Genomic DNA, 16,556 nt, shown 5'->3' with positions numbered 1-16,556 from the left:
TCAGAAGTCCAGGCCGAGCGTGGTGTTGAAGGCGAAGACGGCCGGCAGGCCCCGGTCCACGGTGCTGCCGTTCTCCTCGTAGGAGACGCTACCCGTGCGCGTCAGCGACAGCTCCGCGCCCAGCTGCAGCACGCCGCCGATGAACCGCACGCCGCCGTAGATGCGCTGGTTGATGTTGCTGCCGAAGGACACCTTCTTGTACGCGGCGGTGTCGGTCAGCGCCTCGCGCGAGTCGTTCCCCGTCGAGTCCTCGAAGCTCCGGTCCGGGTTGAAGTCGATGCGGCTGGAGGTCGCCCCGACGAAGCCCAGGTCCAGGCCGCCGTAGGGCGTCAGCGTCACCATGCCGCCCAGGGGGAACTGCTTGCCCACGCCGAAGTCCAGGCCCATCACCGTGAGGCCCAGGTCCCGCGCGCCGAAGAGCTTCGTCACGTGACCGCGCACGCCAAAGTCGGGCAGGTAGGTGAAGCCCTCGTTGGCGGCCCACTTCAGCTCGCCGGTGGCCACCACCTGGCTGCTCTTCTCCACCCAGCCCACGCGCCCGCCGAACTCCAGCGAGAAGGGCAGGCCCTTGCGCGCGTGGAACGAGGGAATGAGCACCGTGCCTGGCTGCTCGTTCTGCGTGGGGATGTTCACGCTGTCCGGCAGAGACACCACGGAGAGCTCGGCGTTGATGGCCCAGGCCGAGTGCCCCGTCGTCTCCGGCGGCATCAGGTTCGCCGAGGTGATGGCGGCGCCCATGATGCGGGCGAAGGCCTGGAAGTCCGCGTCGGCGGACGCCACGCGGGCATCGCCCGTGGGGTTGCCGAACCGTGCGATCTGCAGGTCATTGGGCGCCGCGACCGCGGACGCTCCTGACGCCCAGGCCGCAAGGGCCAGCCACCGACTGAACGTCCGCATTCGAGTCACCGCCTCCCGGGCGCGCGACCGGCCGGTGATGCGCCCACCGCGCCGGACGCTAACGCCTGCTCGCGATGAGCGTCAACAAAACGGGCGGCCCCTCCCGCGGTCTCCTCCCGGAGTCCCGCTGGAAAGGCCGCCCGGATGCGGCGGCGAGCCCCTGGGGGCGCCTACTGCGGCTGCGGCTTGCCGGCGGGGTTGCCCGCCTGGGCGGCCAGCTTCTGGGCCACCTCCGCCGGGCGGCGGCGGATGACGAGCGTCCGGCGGCTGGCGAAGTCACTGTCCTCGCGCGCCACCACCAGCACGTTGTTGTTGCCCTCCTTCAGGGCGAACTCGGTGGAGAACTTCAGCGTGTTCGGCTCGCTGCCCTTGGGGTCCACGCCCTTGAAGTAGACCTTCTGGTCGTTCACCAGCACGTAGACGTCCAGCAGCCCGTGGGGGTCCGTCACCACGCCGGAGAGCGTGAACTTGTCCCCGTTGGCCACCAGGCCGCCGGAGGCGGGGTCCACGTCCAGGCGGATGTCGGGCGGCCGGTGGTTGGTGGCCAGCGTCGCCTTCGGCGAGGTGGCGCGGCCCGACTTCACCTCACGCGCGTCCTGGCTGCGCACGAAGGCGAAGCGGTCCTTCTCCAGCTCCACGCGGTAGAAGCCCTTGGTGACGGCCTCGGCGGGCAGCACCGTCGTCCCGCTCAGCTTCGCCACCGGCCGGGCGCCCTGCGTGGGCGCGCCGTAGAGCTCCACCTTGTCGCCCAGGCGGACCAGGCCCTTCTTCGGCTCCATCGTGGCGACGGCGCTGTCGGTGACGGGGAGCTCCAGCTTCTCCATCACGAACTCCTCGAGCGGCTCGTCGATGATGGCCAGCTTCAGCGGGAAGGTCTCGCCCTTGAAGCCCTTCTTCACCTCGAGCTGGAACTTCGCCGTCTTCGTCTCACCGGGCTTCAGCTCGCCCAGTTTGAAGCGGCCCTTCTCGATGAAGATGTTGGCGTCGCCGCCATTCTTGATCTGCGTGAAGGAGTCGAGCGCCGGGCCCGTGCCCGCGTTCGTCACGTCGAGCAGCACGGAGACCGACTCCCCGCGCTGCACGGTGCCGTCGCCGTTGCAGGAGGCGCAGTCGTCGATGACCTGCCAGTTGAAGGCGAAGGCGGGGCGGGGCAGCTCCACGAAGTTGAGCTCGGCCACCCGCGTCTCCGGCAGCGCGCCGTGGTCGTCGAAGAAGCGCACCGTCACGTCGTCACGGCGGCTGGTGAGGTCCTTGGGCAGGCGCACCTTCACCTTCCACGTCTTCTTCTCACCCGGGTTCAGCGCGCCGAAGAGGAACTCGCGGCGGTCCAGGAAGGCGTTGTCGCTCTCCGTCCAGGCGCGCACGCGCTTGAGCGGCTCGGTGCCGCGGTTCTCCGCCGTCAGCGCCATCTCCATCACCTCGCCGGCGGCAATCTTCGCGTCCGGGCCCGGCGTCAGCGACACGGCCATCTGCACGTTCTTCGGCGTCGGGCCGGGCGTCCAATCCACCCCCAGCGCGGAGATGGCGGCGTTGATGCGGGCCTCCTCCTCGGCGCGCTTCTGGTCGATGAACGCCTTGCCCTGCTTGAGCTGCTCCTTGCGCGTGGTGGCCGGCGCGCGCAGCACGAAGTCGCGGGCGAAGAGGACCTCGAAGTCCTCCTTGATTTCATCCTGCGCCTCGGCGTCGAGCTGGTCGTCCAGGTCCTCGCCCATGCCGGCCACGTCGACGTCCAGCAGCGGGTCCTTGTCCCCGTGCTTCTTGTCGTTGGCGGCCGACTTCGGCGCCGCCTTGCCCTCTTCCTTCTTGGCGGTGGCCTGGGCCTGCTTCTCGTCCACCTTCAGGTACTTGAGGCTCTCCAGCGGCTTCTCGCGGTCGAGCACGTCCTCGCGCTTCTTCGCCACGGTGGTGGAGTCCGGGTTGCCGAAGTGCTGGTCCAGGTCCGCCTCGCCCATGGAGCGGCGCGGCGCGAACACGTCCACGCGCTCGTCGGTGGCGCGGGTGGGGACGAGCTGGATGTCCGGGACGATGCCGACCTCCTGGATGGAGACGTCACCCGGGGTGAGGTACTTGGCGATGGTCAGCTTCAGCGCGCTGTCGTCGGGGAAGTCGTACAGCACCTGCACGCTGCCCTTGCCGAACGTCTGACGGCCGATGATGGTCGCGCGGTCGAGGTTCTTCAGCGCGCCGGCGACGATTTCGGACGCCGAGGCGCTGCCGGCGTTGACCAGCACCGCGATGGGGTAGCTGTCCTCGCCGTCCGTCGCGCGCGCGCGCTTCTCCTCGCGCAGCTTGTCGGACAGGCCCACCGTCGCGACGATGGTGCCGTTGGAGAGGAACGTGTCGGACACCTGGATGGCCTGCTCCAGCAGACCGCCCGGGTTGCCGCGCAGGTCGAGCACCAGGCCCTTGAAGCCGCCCTTCGCGTCGGCCTGCTTGCGCAGCTGCGTCAGCGCGGACTCGAGGTCGCGGGTGGTGTTGCCCTGGAAGTTCTTCAGGCGGATGTAGCCCACGTTGTTGGCGAGCAGCTTGTGCTGCACGCTCTCGATCGAAATCATGGCGCGGGCGAGCGTCATGACGCGGGGCTTCTCCCAGCCGTCGCGCTCCACCGTGATCGTGATGCGGCTGTCCACCGGGCCGCGCAGCTTCGACACGGCCTCGTTGAGGTCCATGTTGACGGTGGACTCCTCGCCAATCTTCTTGATGCGGTCGTCCTTCAGGATGCCGGCGCGGTGCGCGGGCGTCTTCGGAATCACCTTCACGACGGTGAGGTTGCCCTCGCGCATCTGGATGACGAAGCCCAGGCCGCCGAACTCACCCTTGGTGGACAGCTTCATCTCCCGGTACAGCTCCGGGCGCAGCAGCACCGAGTGCGGATCCAACGTGGACAGCATGCCGTTGACGGCCGCGTACTCCACGTCGCGCGTGTCCTCGATGGGCCGCATGTTCTTCGACAGGAAGTCGAAGACGTCCTTGAGCGCGAAGGACATCTTCCACAGCGAGTCCACGTGGGCGATGTCGAACTCGCGCTGCTTGCCGTTCACGTTGACGTTGAGCTTGCCCGTCTCCGGGTTGCCGTCGACGAGCACGTCGGGGACGCTCTTCTCGACGTACTCCAGCGAGGCGATCATCATCTCCTTCGGCTTCACCCGCTTCGGGTCGACGTAGTTCTCCTTCACGTAGAGGATGACCTTCGTCAGGACGCGGAGACTGTTGAGGTCGTGCGGGGCCTTCTCGCCTTTGGCGGCAGGAAGACTGCCATCCCACGAGCCTTGCCCGGCCTCGGCTGCTCCCATGGTCAGCGGCAGGGGAGCCCGGTCATTGCCCACCAGGGCCCAGGCGCCGAGGAGCACGGCAACGGCTGTGATGCGGCGGAGGAAACGCGGCATTTGGTTCATCCAAGCTGGGGCGCTGTCGTCCGGCGCCCCGGGTGTGGCGAGAAGCCTTGAGATTTCGACCGTTTAAGCGAGTAGGCGAACACTGTAAGCGGCCGGGCAAGCCTAATCACGGGCCCCAGGTGCTTCAAGGCGTCGCCTCTTCGCTGGTGAAGCAGAACGTCCCTGGTGGGCATTGCGTTCCCGTTCCTCCGCGTTCGACACCCGGCCCAGGCGTTTATTTCAACGCAGCGGTAGAGGCTCCGTCAGGAGGGGGAGGCAGCAGCCCGGCCTCGCGCAGCCCGCCGTAGAGCAGGGTACCGGCGACGATGGCCACCGGCAGGAAGAAGGCGTTGAGGATGGGTACCCAGAGCAGGACGTAGATGCCCGCGCCCAGGCCCAGGCAGAGCGCGCGGCGCGCGCGCATCATCCGGCGCACCTCGGCGAAGGGGTAGAGGTGCCGCGTCATCGGGGCGGCCAGGAACTCGCCCGCCATCCACATCATGGTCCACAGGCTGCCGAGCACGGTCCACAGGATGCTGCCCACGCCGGGGAGCAGGTGGAGCGGCAGGAGCACAGCCAGGCCCACGAGGAGGAAGAACAGCCGCGCGAGCGTATGGGCGATGCCCGTGACGAGCCCGCGCACGAAGCCCGCCATCGTGAAGGGGGCGCTCGGGCCTCCGCCGCAGGCCTCCTCGGTCTGCTCGGACAGGGGGTCCTGGAGCGGGGCGAGCAGCAAAGGGGGCACCACGTTGGCGCCCACCACCCAGAGCACCACCGAGGACAGGATGAGCACCGTGGTCCACGCGGCCCGACCGTACCAGGTGTCGGGACGGGCCCAGACGGACTCCAGCGCGCCGGGGGCGAAGTTCCACAGCAGCCAGACGAGCCCTAACAGTGCGGCGGCGGTGACAGCAGCACAGATGGCCGACAGGAGGAACAGGCGGCGGTCACGGAGGATGAGGGAGAAGGCCCGGCCGAGCAGCCCCAACCCCTGGAAGAAATCGGACAAGCGGGGCTTGGGGGCGATGCGGGGGAGGAGGGCGGAATGTGGGCTCATAAAGGGCCGATGCGCAAATCAGAGCGGGTCCGAAGGGCTACGTTATATAGGGCGCGCCAATGTCACTCGACCTCAAGCGCGCGGCCTCAGAGCCCATCTCCTCCGTTGACATGCTGGTGGCCGGTTTCCGGGCCGCCGAAAAGCCCCGCGGAGCGCATCGGTTGGGCCTCGAGCACGAGAAATTCCTCTACCCCGTGGGCGGCGCCGAGCCCCCGACCTATGACGGCGCGCAGGGGGTGGGCGCGCTGCTGAACCGGGTGTCCGCCGCGGGCTACACCCCGTTCCGGGAGACGCCGGAGTCGCCCGTCATCGCGCTGCAGCGCGGCGGAGCCACCATCTCCCTGGAGCCCGGCGGCCAGCTGGAGCTGTCCGGCAGCCCCTTCGTCACCGCGCGCGAGGCACATGCGGAGAACCTGACCCACCTGTCCGAGGTGTCGGCGGCCGCGGAGGCGCTGGGCCTGCGCCTCGTCTTCCTGGGGTACCGGCCTTTCGGCACGACGGCGCAGATGCCGTGGATGCCCAAGACGCGCTACCTCATCATGCGCCGCACGCTGCCGGAGCGCGGCAGGCTGGCGCTCAACATGATGTTGATGACGGCCACCGGCCAGGTGTCACTGGACTGGGCGGACGAGGCGGACTGTGTCCGCAAGACGGTGGTGGTGGCGCGGCTGGCGCCGCTGATGAACGCGCTCTACGCGAACAGCCCCATCGTGGAGGGCAAGCCCTCCGGCTACATGTCCTTCCGCAACCGCGTCTGGGACGAGGTGGACCCCACGCGCTGCGGGTACCTGCCCGCGTTCTTCGACGGCTCGTTCTCGTACCGGGCCTACGTGGAGTGGGCGCTGGACGCCCCGCTGCTCTTCCTGCGGCGCAACAATGAGTACCTGTACCCGAAGCTGACCTTCCGCCAGCTGCTGAAGGAGGGCTTCGAGGGCAAGCCCCCCGACCTGAACGACTGGACGGACCACCTCTCCACGCTCTTCCCGGAGGTGCGGCTGAAGACGGTGGTGGAGGTGCGTGGGGCGGACTGCGTGAACCCGGCGATGACGGGCGCGCTCGCGGCGCTGTGGCGCGGCATCCTGTACGACGCCACCGCGCTGGACGAAGCCGAGCGCCTGCTGCCGAAGCTCGGCTACACCGAGCACCTGGCGTTCCACGACACGGCCCGGCGCGAGGGCCTCGCGGGACGCCTGGGCGCGCAGGAGCTGCACCGGCTGGCGGCGGAGATGGTGGAGATTTCTCGGCGGGGCCTGCAGCGGCTGGATCCGCTGGATGCGCCGCTGCTGGACCCATTGGCCGAGGTGGCCGCCTCGGGGCGCTCGCCCGCGCAGGCCGTGCTCGAGGCGTGGGAGAAGAACCCCCGCCCCGAGGCGCTGCTCGACGGCTTCGGACGCTGACTTCGGAGGCGGCTAGAACTGGCCGCCAATCATCACGTTGCCGTTGAAGAGGCTGCCCTTCTCGTCGGCGTTGGTGACGGGGTTGCGGACGAGTCCCTCACCGCCGACGAACCGGTAGGTGGCGCGTGCACCGGCCACGAAGTTGCCGAAGCGGTAGTCCAGGCCCGCGGCCAGCGGGAGCTCCGTCTGCCAGTCGTTGTTGTAGTACCGGTCCGCGCCATCAGACGGGTTGAGGTAGCTCAGGCCCACGCCCGCGCCAACGAAGGGCCGCCACTTCTCGTCGATGAGCGGGCCTGCCTTGGCGAGCAGCGTGGCGTTGTGCCGCCAGACGCCCTCGCCATCGCCGTTGTCGGGCAGCCGCGTGTCATCGAGGGGGAAGCGCTGACCTTCGTAGCCCACCTCGACGCCGCCGTACTGCCACGGGAAGGCGCTGGCGCTAATGCCCAGCAGCATGCCCACGTTCGTGGTGTCCGCCAGGCCTCCTGTGAAGCCGCCGAGGCCAACGCGGACGTCCGCCCCCACCAGCGGCCGCTCGTCGAAACGAAGCCGCTCGCCCACCTGCTGTGCCTCCATGGCCAGGGCCGGTCCCGCCAGGCCCAGCGCCGTCGTGGCCACTCCGCCCGCAATCGAACGTCGCATCGCATCCCTCCCCGGGAAAACAGTCACCGGAAAACTGGGCATCTGTCGCCACGGTTACAGAGAGAGCCGCAGGGGCGCACGGTGGCCTGGAGGGCCGCGGCCGCATCGGCCCCTGGGGCGGGAGCCGCCGGGGCTTCCACCCGGTCGGGCGGGCAGGGGCTCAGCGACGGCCGAAGAGCTTCTTGAGCCCGGAGAGCAGGCCCCCCGGACGGGGCTCCGGGTCGGGGGCCCACGGTGAGCGGGCAATGAGCGCGTCGAAGGCAGCGTCATCCAGGTGCTCGGTGCTCAGGGACACCGCGTGCCGCTTCACGCCGGGCAGCGTGGCCTCCAGGGACAGGGCTCCGTCCGCGGAGAGCGCGAAGTGCAGCTCCACCTCGCCCGCGCGCTCCACGTTGAGGGCGAGGCGGCCGAGGTACTCGGCGTCCGTGGCCTGGGGGGAGATGCCCTGGAAGACGGCGACCTCGAGCGGACCGGGGGCGCAGGGCACCACGAGCGTCTTGGTCGCGGGCAGACGGGTGTTGCGCTCGAGGACGCGGCGCAGGGTTCCTCCGCGCTCGGCGACGGCCAGAGGCGAGGAGAGGACTTCGGAGACGGTCGCCGCGGGCTTGCCGGCCTCGGCGAGCAGCAGGCCCTGCCCGAGCAGCGCGGCGCCCAAGGCCACGCTGTTCTTCGTGTCCACGTCGTCGCGCACGCTGACGCCGAGGCTCTCCTCGAGCCGGCGGCGGACCATGGGCGTGGCGCTCTGCCCGCCGACGAGGAGCACCGCATCCAGCCCCTGGGGCGAGAGCGCGTTGGAGTCGAGGACGTCGCGGACCACCGTGGTGACGCGCTGGGCGAGGTCCGCGGTGAGGGCTTCCACGCGCTCGCGGTTGAAGGGCGGCACGGCGCCCGACGCGAGCGAGACGTCCACCTGGTCCTGGGTGGAGAGGGCCACCTTCGCGGACTCGGCCGCGGTGCGCAGGGACATCCAGTCGAGCGGGTGGTCCGGCTTGGGGACACCCTGCTCGGAGAGGTCGCTGGCGAGCGCCTCGGCGATGCGGGTGTCGAAGTCCATGCCGCCCAGGGTGGCGTCCCCGCCGGTGGTGATGACCTCGAGGTCGTCGCCGGTGACTTGCACCACGCAGACCTGGAGCCCGCCGCCGCCCAGGTCCACGACGAGGACGCGCTTTCGGGCGAGTCCTCGGCCATGCGCGTACGCCAGCGCCGCCGCCGCGGGGGCGATGAGGATGCGCTGGGCGTCGAGCCCCGCGAGCGTGGCGGCTTCACGTAGGGCCGCGCACTGGCGGTCGGTGAAGTGCGTCGGCGCACAGATGACGGCGCGAGTCGGCTTGCGGCCGAGGTGCGTCGCGGCGGCTTGCTTCAGCTCTCGAAGCAGCATGGCCGTGAACAGGGTGGGGGAGATGACGCGGCCTCGGACTTCGACGGCGGCATCTCCGTTCGTATCCGTGGTGACGGGATAGGGGAGCAGCGGGGCCAGCCAGCGGAGCTGCGGAGAGCGGGGCCGCAGGCCCAGCAGCCGCTTGAGGCCGGAAACGGCACGGCGAGGGGCGCGGGCTCCCTCGGTCTGTGCGGCGGTTCCGACAACGAGGTCTCCACTGCCGTTCACGGCGATGAGGGCGGGGAGGTCCGTGGCGCTGCTACCGGGGACTGGAATGAGCGTCGGCGTACCGTCCTGGACGACCGCGACGCGGGCATGGGTCGTGCCCAGGTCGATGCCGAGCACCACCTCGGGCGACGCAGGCGTCGCGGCCGTCGCCGGTGGAGGCACTTCGAACAGGGCGCGGCGGCGGTTCCGGGGCGCGTCCGCGTCGACGGAGTTGGCCGGCGTGGACTCGGACTCGGGGCGGCCTGGCTCGGCCTTCGCTGGCTCGGAGGGAGCGCGGGCCGCGGCTTCGTCGCGGGTGGGCTTCTGCGCCGCGGTGTCGGCGTTGGACAGGGGCAGTGCGTCGGCGGGTGCTTGCTCGTTTCTTGGGAGTGGCTGCCGTGCCGACTCCGAAGCGTCGTTGACCAGCGCCGGACCTGGAGCCTGGCTCTCGATGGAGGCTGTCTGGCCGGTGGCTACGGTTGCCGACTCCGCTGCGACGGCGGGCGTGTTCCCGTCAGGCGTCGGGGGAACAGGGCCCTGGGCGGCGGACGGTGTGGAGTTCGACTTGCCCGACGCATCGTCAAGGACGGTGGTTCCCGAGGATGCAGAGGTCCCCACGGACTCGATGTCCGTCGTGGCGGTCGTTGCGGAATCAGAGGCGGCTTCATTCGCAACGGTGGTCGAGGGGGACGTCTCGACCGCGCCGCTCGATACTGCACGTCCGCTGGCGGCATCCAGCGGCGGGCGAGTGCCCATCTCCGCATCAGAAACGATACGTTCGCTGGAATCAGCCGGCGGCGGGCGAGTGCCCATCTCCGCAGCAGAAACGATACGTTCGCTGGCGGCAGCCGGCGGCGGGCGAGTGCCCGTCTCCGCATCAGAAGCGACGCGTTCGCTGGCGGGCTCTTCGGAAGGAGCGGTGTTATTCGCGCCACTGCGCTCGGTGTTCTCGGTAGCAGCCCCCGAAAGCGGTGTCGTGCCCGTAGCACCTACGGGCGCAGCACTCTTGCTTGAGGCCTCCAAGCCAGGACGCGTGATTGTCTCGTCATCTGGCTTGGAGCCTGGCTCTTTGAGCGTGTTGTCTGCAGCGGGGGAAGGACTCGTGCCTGTCCCGGCTTCATGCTCGGCGCTTGGCGTCTCGGTGAGGTCCGCAGCCGAAGGAGAACGCGAGCCTGTCTCGGCTTCTTGGGCCGGGCCTGCCGCGTGCCGACCCGTGTGTGCCTCGGCCTCTGGCGCCTTGCGTGGAGTGTCCGCCACCGGAGGAACGAGCGTGTCTGTCGCGTCGGAGGTAACGGCGGATGGCTCTGAACGCGGGCCCACGGCTGCTGCTGTAGAGGTCGCGGCTGTTACAGCATCTGCCTCGGTAACCGCAGTTCCGCGGGCGTCGGCTGCTCCGCTCGTTCCGACGACCGGCGGAGTCCCTGCTGCAGGCCCAAGCTCATCAGACGGCGTTGGACGGCGGGAGGCCGCGTCGGCTACGGCGGTTGGCGTGGATACTTCCGGCGCAGCCAGCTTGTGTGACGCGGTGACGTGAGCGGTGGCAGGTGCTTCGCTGTCAGGCCTTTCGTAGGGCTCTGTTACGGGAGTGGGGGCCTTATCCGAGCGGGCATCAGGCTCGCCACTGTCCAACAACGCGCTAGGGGGCGCTGGCTTCGCACCCGTTTCATCACGGTGCAGCGCTTCGGCCGCCGAGTCATCACCATCTTCAAGCCTACGTGCCGATTCGGCGGGATCAGCGCCTTGAGAACCTCCCGCACCATTAATCGTGGCAGGTGGAGCCGCGAGCGGAGCGGCCACCTCGCTGGGGGGCTCGGTCTCCCGAATGGCCACCCGGCGCTCAGCAGGGGCGGAGCTCGCGTCATTCGTCTCGGTCGCCGCAAGCCTCGCGGCGATGGCGAAGCCGAGTCCTTCGTTCGAATCGGACTCGAACTGAGGGGTGGCGTGCCTGGGGGGCTCGGGTTCAGCCAGCGCATCTGAAGCGGGCGGGGACTCAGGTTCCGTGTCACTGCTCGTCGAACCATGTCCGGCCGTGCTGTCGCTCGGTACATCCGCGGACGCTTGGGGCTTTGCATCCACGCCCGTTTCAGAGGCTGCATCCGGCTTGGATGGAGCCGCCACTGGGCTGGCGCTCGTCGCATCCGGCAGAGATCTGGCCGCTGTCTGACGTCCCTTCGTTACGGTCTCCGCGTTGGGTAGCGCGGCGGGGAGGGGCGGCTTGTCTGCAACCGCAGGAGCCGCTTGGACGGCCTTGGCAATTGCGGCGTCGGCTGTCGCCACCTCAGCGCGGGTCGCGTCTTGCGAGGACACCGTCGTGGCGCGCACAGGGTTCGACGTCCGCGCCCCCGGCGCACGGCGAACGAGCCCAGGCGGCGGCGTTGGCGTGTGCGCTGCTGGCGCGGGGGCGGGCTGCGCGGGAGGCTGTGGAGGCTCTGATGCGCCCGTGCGCCGGGCCACGACCCGGTCGACGAGCGACTTGCTGGCGGCATCCAGCTTCACGAAGCGCACCGTCATGCCGGTACGCCCGCCCATGGAGTCCACCTGGGCCTTCACGACAACGCCTTCGCCGCGAAGCAGCCGGGTTCCATCCGCGAGGACGAACTCGAACGCGAGCCCGGTGCCTTCGGGCTTCATGGCGCGCGTGGCGACGAACACGCCGCCGCGCGCCACGTTCGAGCCGTACTTGTCGATGAACTCCTCCTCCGTCGTGTACGGGAGGCGGATACGAAGCGGGAGGAGGTTGGATGCGGTCCCGCTCATTTCAAGGGAATCCGCGCATCCCCCCCGGAGCCCTGAAGAAGCAGGTGCAGCCCGTCATCCCGGAGGGCCTCCGGAGGAAGCTCGAACAGGAGGACCACGTCGGTGCGCTCGTCCGGAGCCCAGGTGCGTCGCAGCGGCCGGGTGCCCGCGACCGCCTGGGCGTCACGGGCCACGACATGCGACTGGCCCTCGGCTCCCACGAGCTTCGCGCCATCCAGGTCCAGCGTCAGCGGCGTGCTGCCTGCGTTGTGCGTCGCGAGCTGCACGCGGAAGAACAGGTCCTCGGACGTCACGCTCACCTTCCCCGAGCCCTTCACCGAGTGCGAGGACTCCAGCCCGGTGAGCTTCACGGACAGGGCGTCCACGCGCACGGCCTCGTTGGGAGAGGGGAGCTCCCAGGTGCGTTCGGTGGGAGCGTTGATGCCCGCGGCCAGTCCAGCGAGGTTCGCGTTCGGGTCTCCGCGAGTGGCTTCGGGGCCCTGGGAGGGGCGCCCTCCCTGGTTGACCCGGTCCACCTCCTGGCGGAGCTTCTGGAGCGTCCGGTCGTCACCCGCACCCGGGTACTCGGGCACGGACTCCTCCTTGCAGCCGCCCAGGAAGAGGACGGCCGCCAGGAGTGCCACGGAAGCGGAGGCCCGGTGGTTGTTCACGCCGCGCCCACGCCCTTCACCAGCTCGTACAGCTTCTCGAGCGCCGCGGGGAGCTTCGAGGCATCGGGGCCACCGGCCTGGGCCATCTCCGCCTTGCCGCCGCCCTTGCCACCGACCTCCTTGGCCATCTCACGCACCAGCGCGCCGGCGTTGATGCCCTTGGCCACGACGTCCTTGGTGGCCGCGACCAGGATGATGGCGCGGCCGTCTTTCTCGCCGCCGATGGCGACCACGCCCGAACGGATGCGGTCCCGGAGCTGGTCCGCCATGCCGCGCAGGACGTTGTCGTCCGCCGCGTCCACCTTGGTGGCGAGGACCTTCATGCCGTTCACGTCGCGGGCCTGCTCCATCAGGTCCTTGCTGCTGGCCGTCTGCGCCTTGACCGCGACCTCCTCGACCTTGCGCTCCAGCTCCTTGACGCGCTTCTGGGTCGCCTCGACGCGCTTGGAGACCTCCTTGGGGTTCGACTTCAGCAGCTCGGCCACCTTGCGCAGCTCGTGCTCCTGCTCGCGGACGTACTGGAGCGCGCCGATGCCGGTCAGCGCGACGATACGGCGTACGCCGGACGCCACGCCGCTCTCGCTGGCAATCTTGAACAGGCCGATGTCACCGCTGCGCCGCACGTGCGTGCCGCCGCACAGCTCGGTGGACTCGGGGTGCACGGTGACGACGCGAACCGTCTCGCCGTACTTCTCGCCGAACATGGCGACGGCGCCGGACTTCTTCGCGTCCTCCAGGTTCATGATGCGCGTCTCGGCCGCCGCGTTGTCGCGAATCCAGCCGTTGACCAGGTCCTCGACCTTCTCGAGCTGCTCGGACGTGGCCGGAGAGAAGTGCGCGAAGTCGAAGCGCAGGTAGTCCGGCGCGACGACAGAGCCCGCCTGCTTCACGTGCTCACCGAGAACGAGCTTGAGCGCCTTGTGCAGCAGGTGCGTCGCGGAGTGATTCGCGCGGATGGCCTTGCGCCGCTCCGCGTCCACGCCCGCCTGGACCATGTCACCGACCTTGAAGGTACCCTCGGTGATGTGGACGACGTGGGCGACGAGGCCAGGGACAGGACGCTGCGCGTCTGTGACCTGCGCCACGGCCTTGCCACCGTGACCGACGATGCGGCCCGTGTCGCCAATCTGACCGCCAGACTCGCCGTAGAAGGGAGTGCGGTCGAGGACAAGTTCCACTGTGTCGCCTGGGTTCGCCTGGGTGACCTCAACACCATCCTTGACGATGGCGCGGATGCTGCCTTCGCCCTCGTGGCCCTCACCGTCGTAGCCGAGGAACTCGGTGGGGCCGAGCTGCTCCGAGAGCTTCATGTAGAGGTCGGTGAACGTCTTGACGTCGATGACGAACTTATTCTTGTCCGCCTCCGCCCTAAGCACTTCCTCGAAGCGGGCCAAGTCCACGTCGAAGCCACGCTCGCGCGCGATGATCTGCGTCAGGTCCCACGGGAAGCCGTAGGTGCCGTGGAGCAGGAAGACGACCTCGCCGGAGAGCTGCTTGCCGCCGGCCTTCTGGAGCTTGGACAGCTCCTCCTCGATGAGCTTGAGGCCGCGGCTGAGCGTCTGGCGGAAGCTCGTCTCTTCGTGCCGGCAGACCTCGAGCACGAAGGTGCGGCTCTCCTTGAGCTCGGGGAAGGCGTCGCCCATGAGCTCAATGACGCGGTCGACGACCTTGAAGAAGAAGACGTCGTCCAGGCCGAGCTGGGTGCCATGCCGGATGGCGCGGCGCATGATGCGGCGCAGGACGTAGCCGCGGCCCTCGTTGGAGGGCTGGACGCCGTCGGAGATGAGGAAGGCCGCCGCGCGGCTGTGGTCCGCGACCACGCGGTGGGACGCGCCGGTCTCCTGCGAGTAGGGCTTGCCGCTCACCTCGCTGACGGTGGCGATGATGTTCTGGAAGAGGTCGGTCTCGTAGTTGGACCGCTTGCCCTGGACGACGGAGGCGATGCGCTCCAGGCCCGCGCCGGTGTCGATGGACGGCTTCGGCAGGGGGATGAGGGGCGCGTCCTTCTCCTTGCGCTCGAACTGCATGAACACGAGGTTCCAGATTTCGAGCCAGCGGTCGCAGTCGCACGCGACGCCCAGGCACTTCTGGCCCGCGGCCTCTTCGGCACAGGGGATGTCGTCGCCCTGGTGGTAGTGGATTTCGGAGCAGGGGCCGCAGGGGCCGGTGTCGCCCATGGCCCAGAAGTTGTCCTTGAGGCCGAGCTTGTAGATGCGCTCGGCGGGGACGCCCTGCTTCTTCCAGAGCTCGTAGGCCTCTTCGTCCCAGGGAACGCCGCCTTCGCCGTTGAACACGGTGACGGCGAGCCGGTCGGTGGCCAGGCCGAGCGTCCGGGTGACGAACTCCCAGCCGTACGCGATGGCGTCGGCCTTGAAGTAGTCGCCGAAGGAGAAGTTCCCGAGCATCTCGAAGAACGTGTGGTGCCGGGCGGTGAAGCCCACGTTGTCGAGGTCGTTGTGCTTGCCGCCGGCGCGCACGCACTTCTGCGACGTGGTCGCGCGGCGGTAGTCGCGCTTCTCACGGCCGGTGAAGACGTCCTTGAACTGGACCATGCCCGCGTTGGTGAACATCAGCGTCGGGTCGTTCGCGGGCACGAGGGAGGAGGACGCCACACGGCGGTGGCCGCGCTCCTCGAAGAACTTGAGGAACGCCTCGCGGATCTCGGAGGCGGTCAGGGCGGAAGGCATGGTGTGGGTATATGCCACAAGAGGCGGCTTCGCAGGAGTTCTTGGCGGTTGCATGAGGTGCCGGACGACCCCCGGAGCCCCGGGCTGACCCGCTCGGTCGCCTGGGTGGAGGGCGGGCAGAGGGCGGGCGATGTAGGAGGCATCTAAAGCCGGATGCGTGGGCTCCGATTCATCGGCCAGCTTGTTGGGGCTCCAGCGGGTTCCAACGCGTGGGCGAAGTGCCGCGTACTCTGGATGCGGGTGAGCCGGGACCTGCGCTGCGCGCACAGCGCCAATAGGGTGTACGCGGTGTTGAATGCAGTGAACTGCAGATGTGTCGCCACTCGCCCGCAGGAGGTTGCATGAGGCTTGTTGCTCAGTTGTCGCGCGTGCGGGAGGTCTCGTCGCTGGATGCAGGGGCGCGCGGAGGGGCCCTGCCATCCCAAAGTTCACAGGTGGCAAGGCTCGAGATATCCGAGGAGAACGGAGCCTTTATGCTGTTTGCCTTTGATGGCGCCGGTAGCTGCTTGGGCGATACATGGCACCAGCGCGCCAAGGACGCGAAGCACCAGGCTTGCGCCCGGTATGGAGTTCACCCTGGCGCCTGGGCGCCTGTTGGCGAGCCGGGGGCATTCCGCGTTGAGCGGGTTCAACCCAAGGGAGTTCGAGCGACGGAGCAGCACGCGCCCGGTCGCCCTTGGTCTCAGCAGCTCGCTCAGGTACCTGTTGCTGCGTTACCGAAGCGATTCAGCATCTCTTCCACATACTGGACGCCCCGGGCCGTGATGGCTTTGCCCTTCTGGGTGTCCTGCGCATAACCACCGTGTAGTCGGAGCGCCTTGGCCGCGTTCGGCGCCGCGTAGGTGACGCCCAGTTCCCCCCAGAACCGGGACGTCGTTCCAGACGTCACCTCGAAGTCCGCATCGAGCGAACGCGCGAGATAGAGAGGGATGAGCGACCGCACGAGCTGGTCCTTCTGCTTGCCCGCCGAGATGAGCTCCTGTTGGCGTGGGTGGCTGCGCAGAGCGGCCAGCAGTTGTTCCACGGCCGAGCCGCCGTTCCCGTTCGAGGAGGAAGCGAGCTCCTTCGCCGCGCGCGCTCGCTTCTTGGACTTCGCGGCCGGGCGGGTCGTTCGCTTCTCTGCCTTCGTGCTCGACGCCGCCGCCTGGGCCTGCCGCGTCGCCGGCTTCTTCTTCGCACCGGAGCGAGGCGTCTTCGCCGACACCTTTCGGCGGGGCTCGGCCGGCGAGGTCGGCGTGGCCGAAGGGGCATCCGCGTCGGTGGTCACCGCACCGCGGGGTGGGGTGCGCTCGGCCACGGTCGGCTCGGGCGCTGGCGCGACGGCCGGCGGTGGGGCGACAGGCCTGGGACGTGGGGTGCGCTCGACCACGGTCTGCTGGGGGGCAGCACGGGAGGCCGGGGAGGGGAAGTCTGCGCCACGAGGCGCGGATGTATCCCGAGGCCCTTTGAGCCCGAGCCGCGCACGCACCTCACCCACGATACCGCCCAGCCCTACGTTCTGGAGCAGACCTTC

Annotated in this window: 9 protein-coding genes and 1 pseudogene; 1 reads left to right on the top strand and 9 read right to left on the bottom strand. The window is 69.2% G+C overall.

Features of this window, described 5'->3' with window-relative positions; genetic code table 11:
- The 3 genes from VZL07_RS05460 to VZL07_RS05450 form a co-directional block, all read right to left on the bottom strand.
- Positions 1–897, bottom strand: coding sequence for a hypothetical protein (locus tag VZL07_RS05460; RefSeq protein ID WP_426754274.1), 897 nt, complete (start codon positions 895–897; stop codon positions 1–3).
- A 170-nt stretch (positions 898–1,067) separates the two neighbouring features.
- Complete coding sequence (locus VZL07_RS05455) at positions 1,068–4,292, bottom strand: MXAN_5808 family serine peptidase (protein WP_426754273.1); 3,225 nt, start codon at positions 4,290–4,292, stop codon at positions 1,068–1,070.
- 214 nt (positions 4,293–4,506) lie between these two features.
- Positions 4,507–5,328 (bottom strand): EI24 domain-containing protein, encoded by an 822-nt coding sequence (locus VZL07_RS05450; RefSeq protein WP_426754272.1) that lies wholly within the window; start codon positions 5,326–5,328, stop codon positions 4,507–4,509.
- Positions 5,329–5,387: 59 nt separating this feature from the next.
- Here VZL07_RS05450 and VZL07_RS05445 point away from each other — a divergent pair, with 59 nt between their 5' ends.
- Positions 5,388–6,725, top strand: coding sequence for a glutamate--cysteine ligase (locus VZL07_RS05445; protein WP_426754271.1), 1,338 nt, complete (start codon positions 5,388–5,390; stop codon positions 6,723–6,725).
- Between the two features lie 12 nt (positions 6,726–6,737).
- Here the strand turns inward: VZL07_RS05445 and VZL07_RS05440 are convergent, their stop codons facing one another.
- The 6 genes and pseudogenes from VZL07_RS05440 to VZL07_RS05415 form a co-directional block, all read right to left on the bottom strand.
- Positions 6,738–7,364 (bottom strand): hypothetical protein, encoded by a 627-nt coding sequence (locus tag VZL07_RS05440; RefSeq protein ID WP_426754270.1) that lies wholly within the window; start codon positions 7,362–7,364, stop codon positions 6,738–6,740.
- A 160-nt stretch (positions 7,365–7,524) separates the two neighbouring features.
- On the bottom strand, positions 7,525–9,567 hold the full coding sequence (locus VZL07_RS05435; RefSeq protein WP_426757238.1) for an Hsp70 family protein: 2,043 nt from the start codon (positions 9,565–9,567) through the stop codon (positions 7,525–7,527).
- 1,845 nt (positions 9,568–11,412) lie between these two features.
- Positions 11,413–11,706: pseudogene (locus tag VZL07_RS05430) on the bottom strand (TIGR02266 family protein); the annotation flags it as partial.
- The gene (locus tag VZL07_RS05425) at positions 11,703–12,356 is read right to left on the bottom strand and encodes a hypothetical protein (RefSeq protein ID WP_426754269.1); all 654 of its coding nucleotides are present in this window, start codon (positions 12,354–12,356) and stop codon (positions 11,703–11,705) included. The pseudogene VZL07_RS05430 and the gene VZL07_RS05425, both read right to left, overlap by 4 nt.
- Positions 12,353–15,043: an alanine--tRNA ligase gene (gene alaS, locus VZL07_RS05420; protein WP_426754268.1), complete on the bottom strand. Its 2,691-nt coding sequence runs from the start codon at positions 15,041–15,043 to the stop codon at positions 12,353–12,355. Before alaS ends, VZL07_RS05425 begins: the two co-directional genes overlap by 4 nt.
- A gap of 694 nt (positions 15,044–15,737) precedes the next feature.
- Positions 15,738–16,340 carry a hypothetical protein gene (locus tag VZL07_RS05415; RefSeq protein WP_426754267.1) on the bottom strand — a complete coding sequence of 201 codons (603 nt, stop codon included), beginning with the start codon at positions 16,338–16,340 and terminating at the stop codon, positions 15,738–15,740.
- Between the last annotated feature and the right edge of the window lie 216 nt (positions 16,341–16,556).

Origin of the sequence: Pseudomyxococcus flavus, from assembly GCF_050038885.1 — a bacterium.
GTDB lineage: Bacteria > Myxococcota > Myxococcia > Myxococcales > Myxococcaceae > Myxococcus > Myxococcus flavus.
The sequence above is the reverse complement of the archived record's forward strand: the minus strand, read 5'-3'. Positions and strand labels throughout refer to the sequence as shown.

Bases quoted from the DNA above. Each gene is read 5' to 3' on its own strand.
- VZL07_RS05460 (WP_426754274.1), bottom strand. From the start codon at position 897: ATGCGGACGTTCAGTCGGTGGCTGGCCCTTGCGGCCTGGGCGTCAGGA.
- VZL07_RS05455 (WP_426754273.1), bottom strand. From the start codon at position 4,292: ATGAACCAAATGCCGCGTTTCCTCCGCCGCATCACAGCCGTTGCCGTG.
- VZL07_RS05450 (WP_426754272.1), bottom strand. From the start codon at position 5,328: ATGAGCCCACATTCCGCCCTCCTCCCCCGCATCGCCCCCAAGCCCCGC.
- VZL07_RS05445 (WP_426754271.1), top strand. From the start codon at position 5,388: ATGTCACTCGACCTCAAGCGCGCGGCCTCAGAGCCCATCTCCTCCGTT.
- VZL07_RS05440 (WP_426754270.1), bottom strand. From the start codon at position 7,364: ATGCGACGTTCGATTGCGGGCGGAGTGGCCACGACGGCGCTGGGCCTG.
- alaS (WP_426754268.1), bottom strand. From the start codon at position 15,043: ATGCCTTCCGCCCTGACCGCCTCCGAGATCCGCGAGGCGTTCCTCAAG.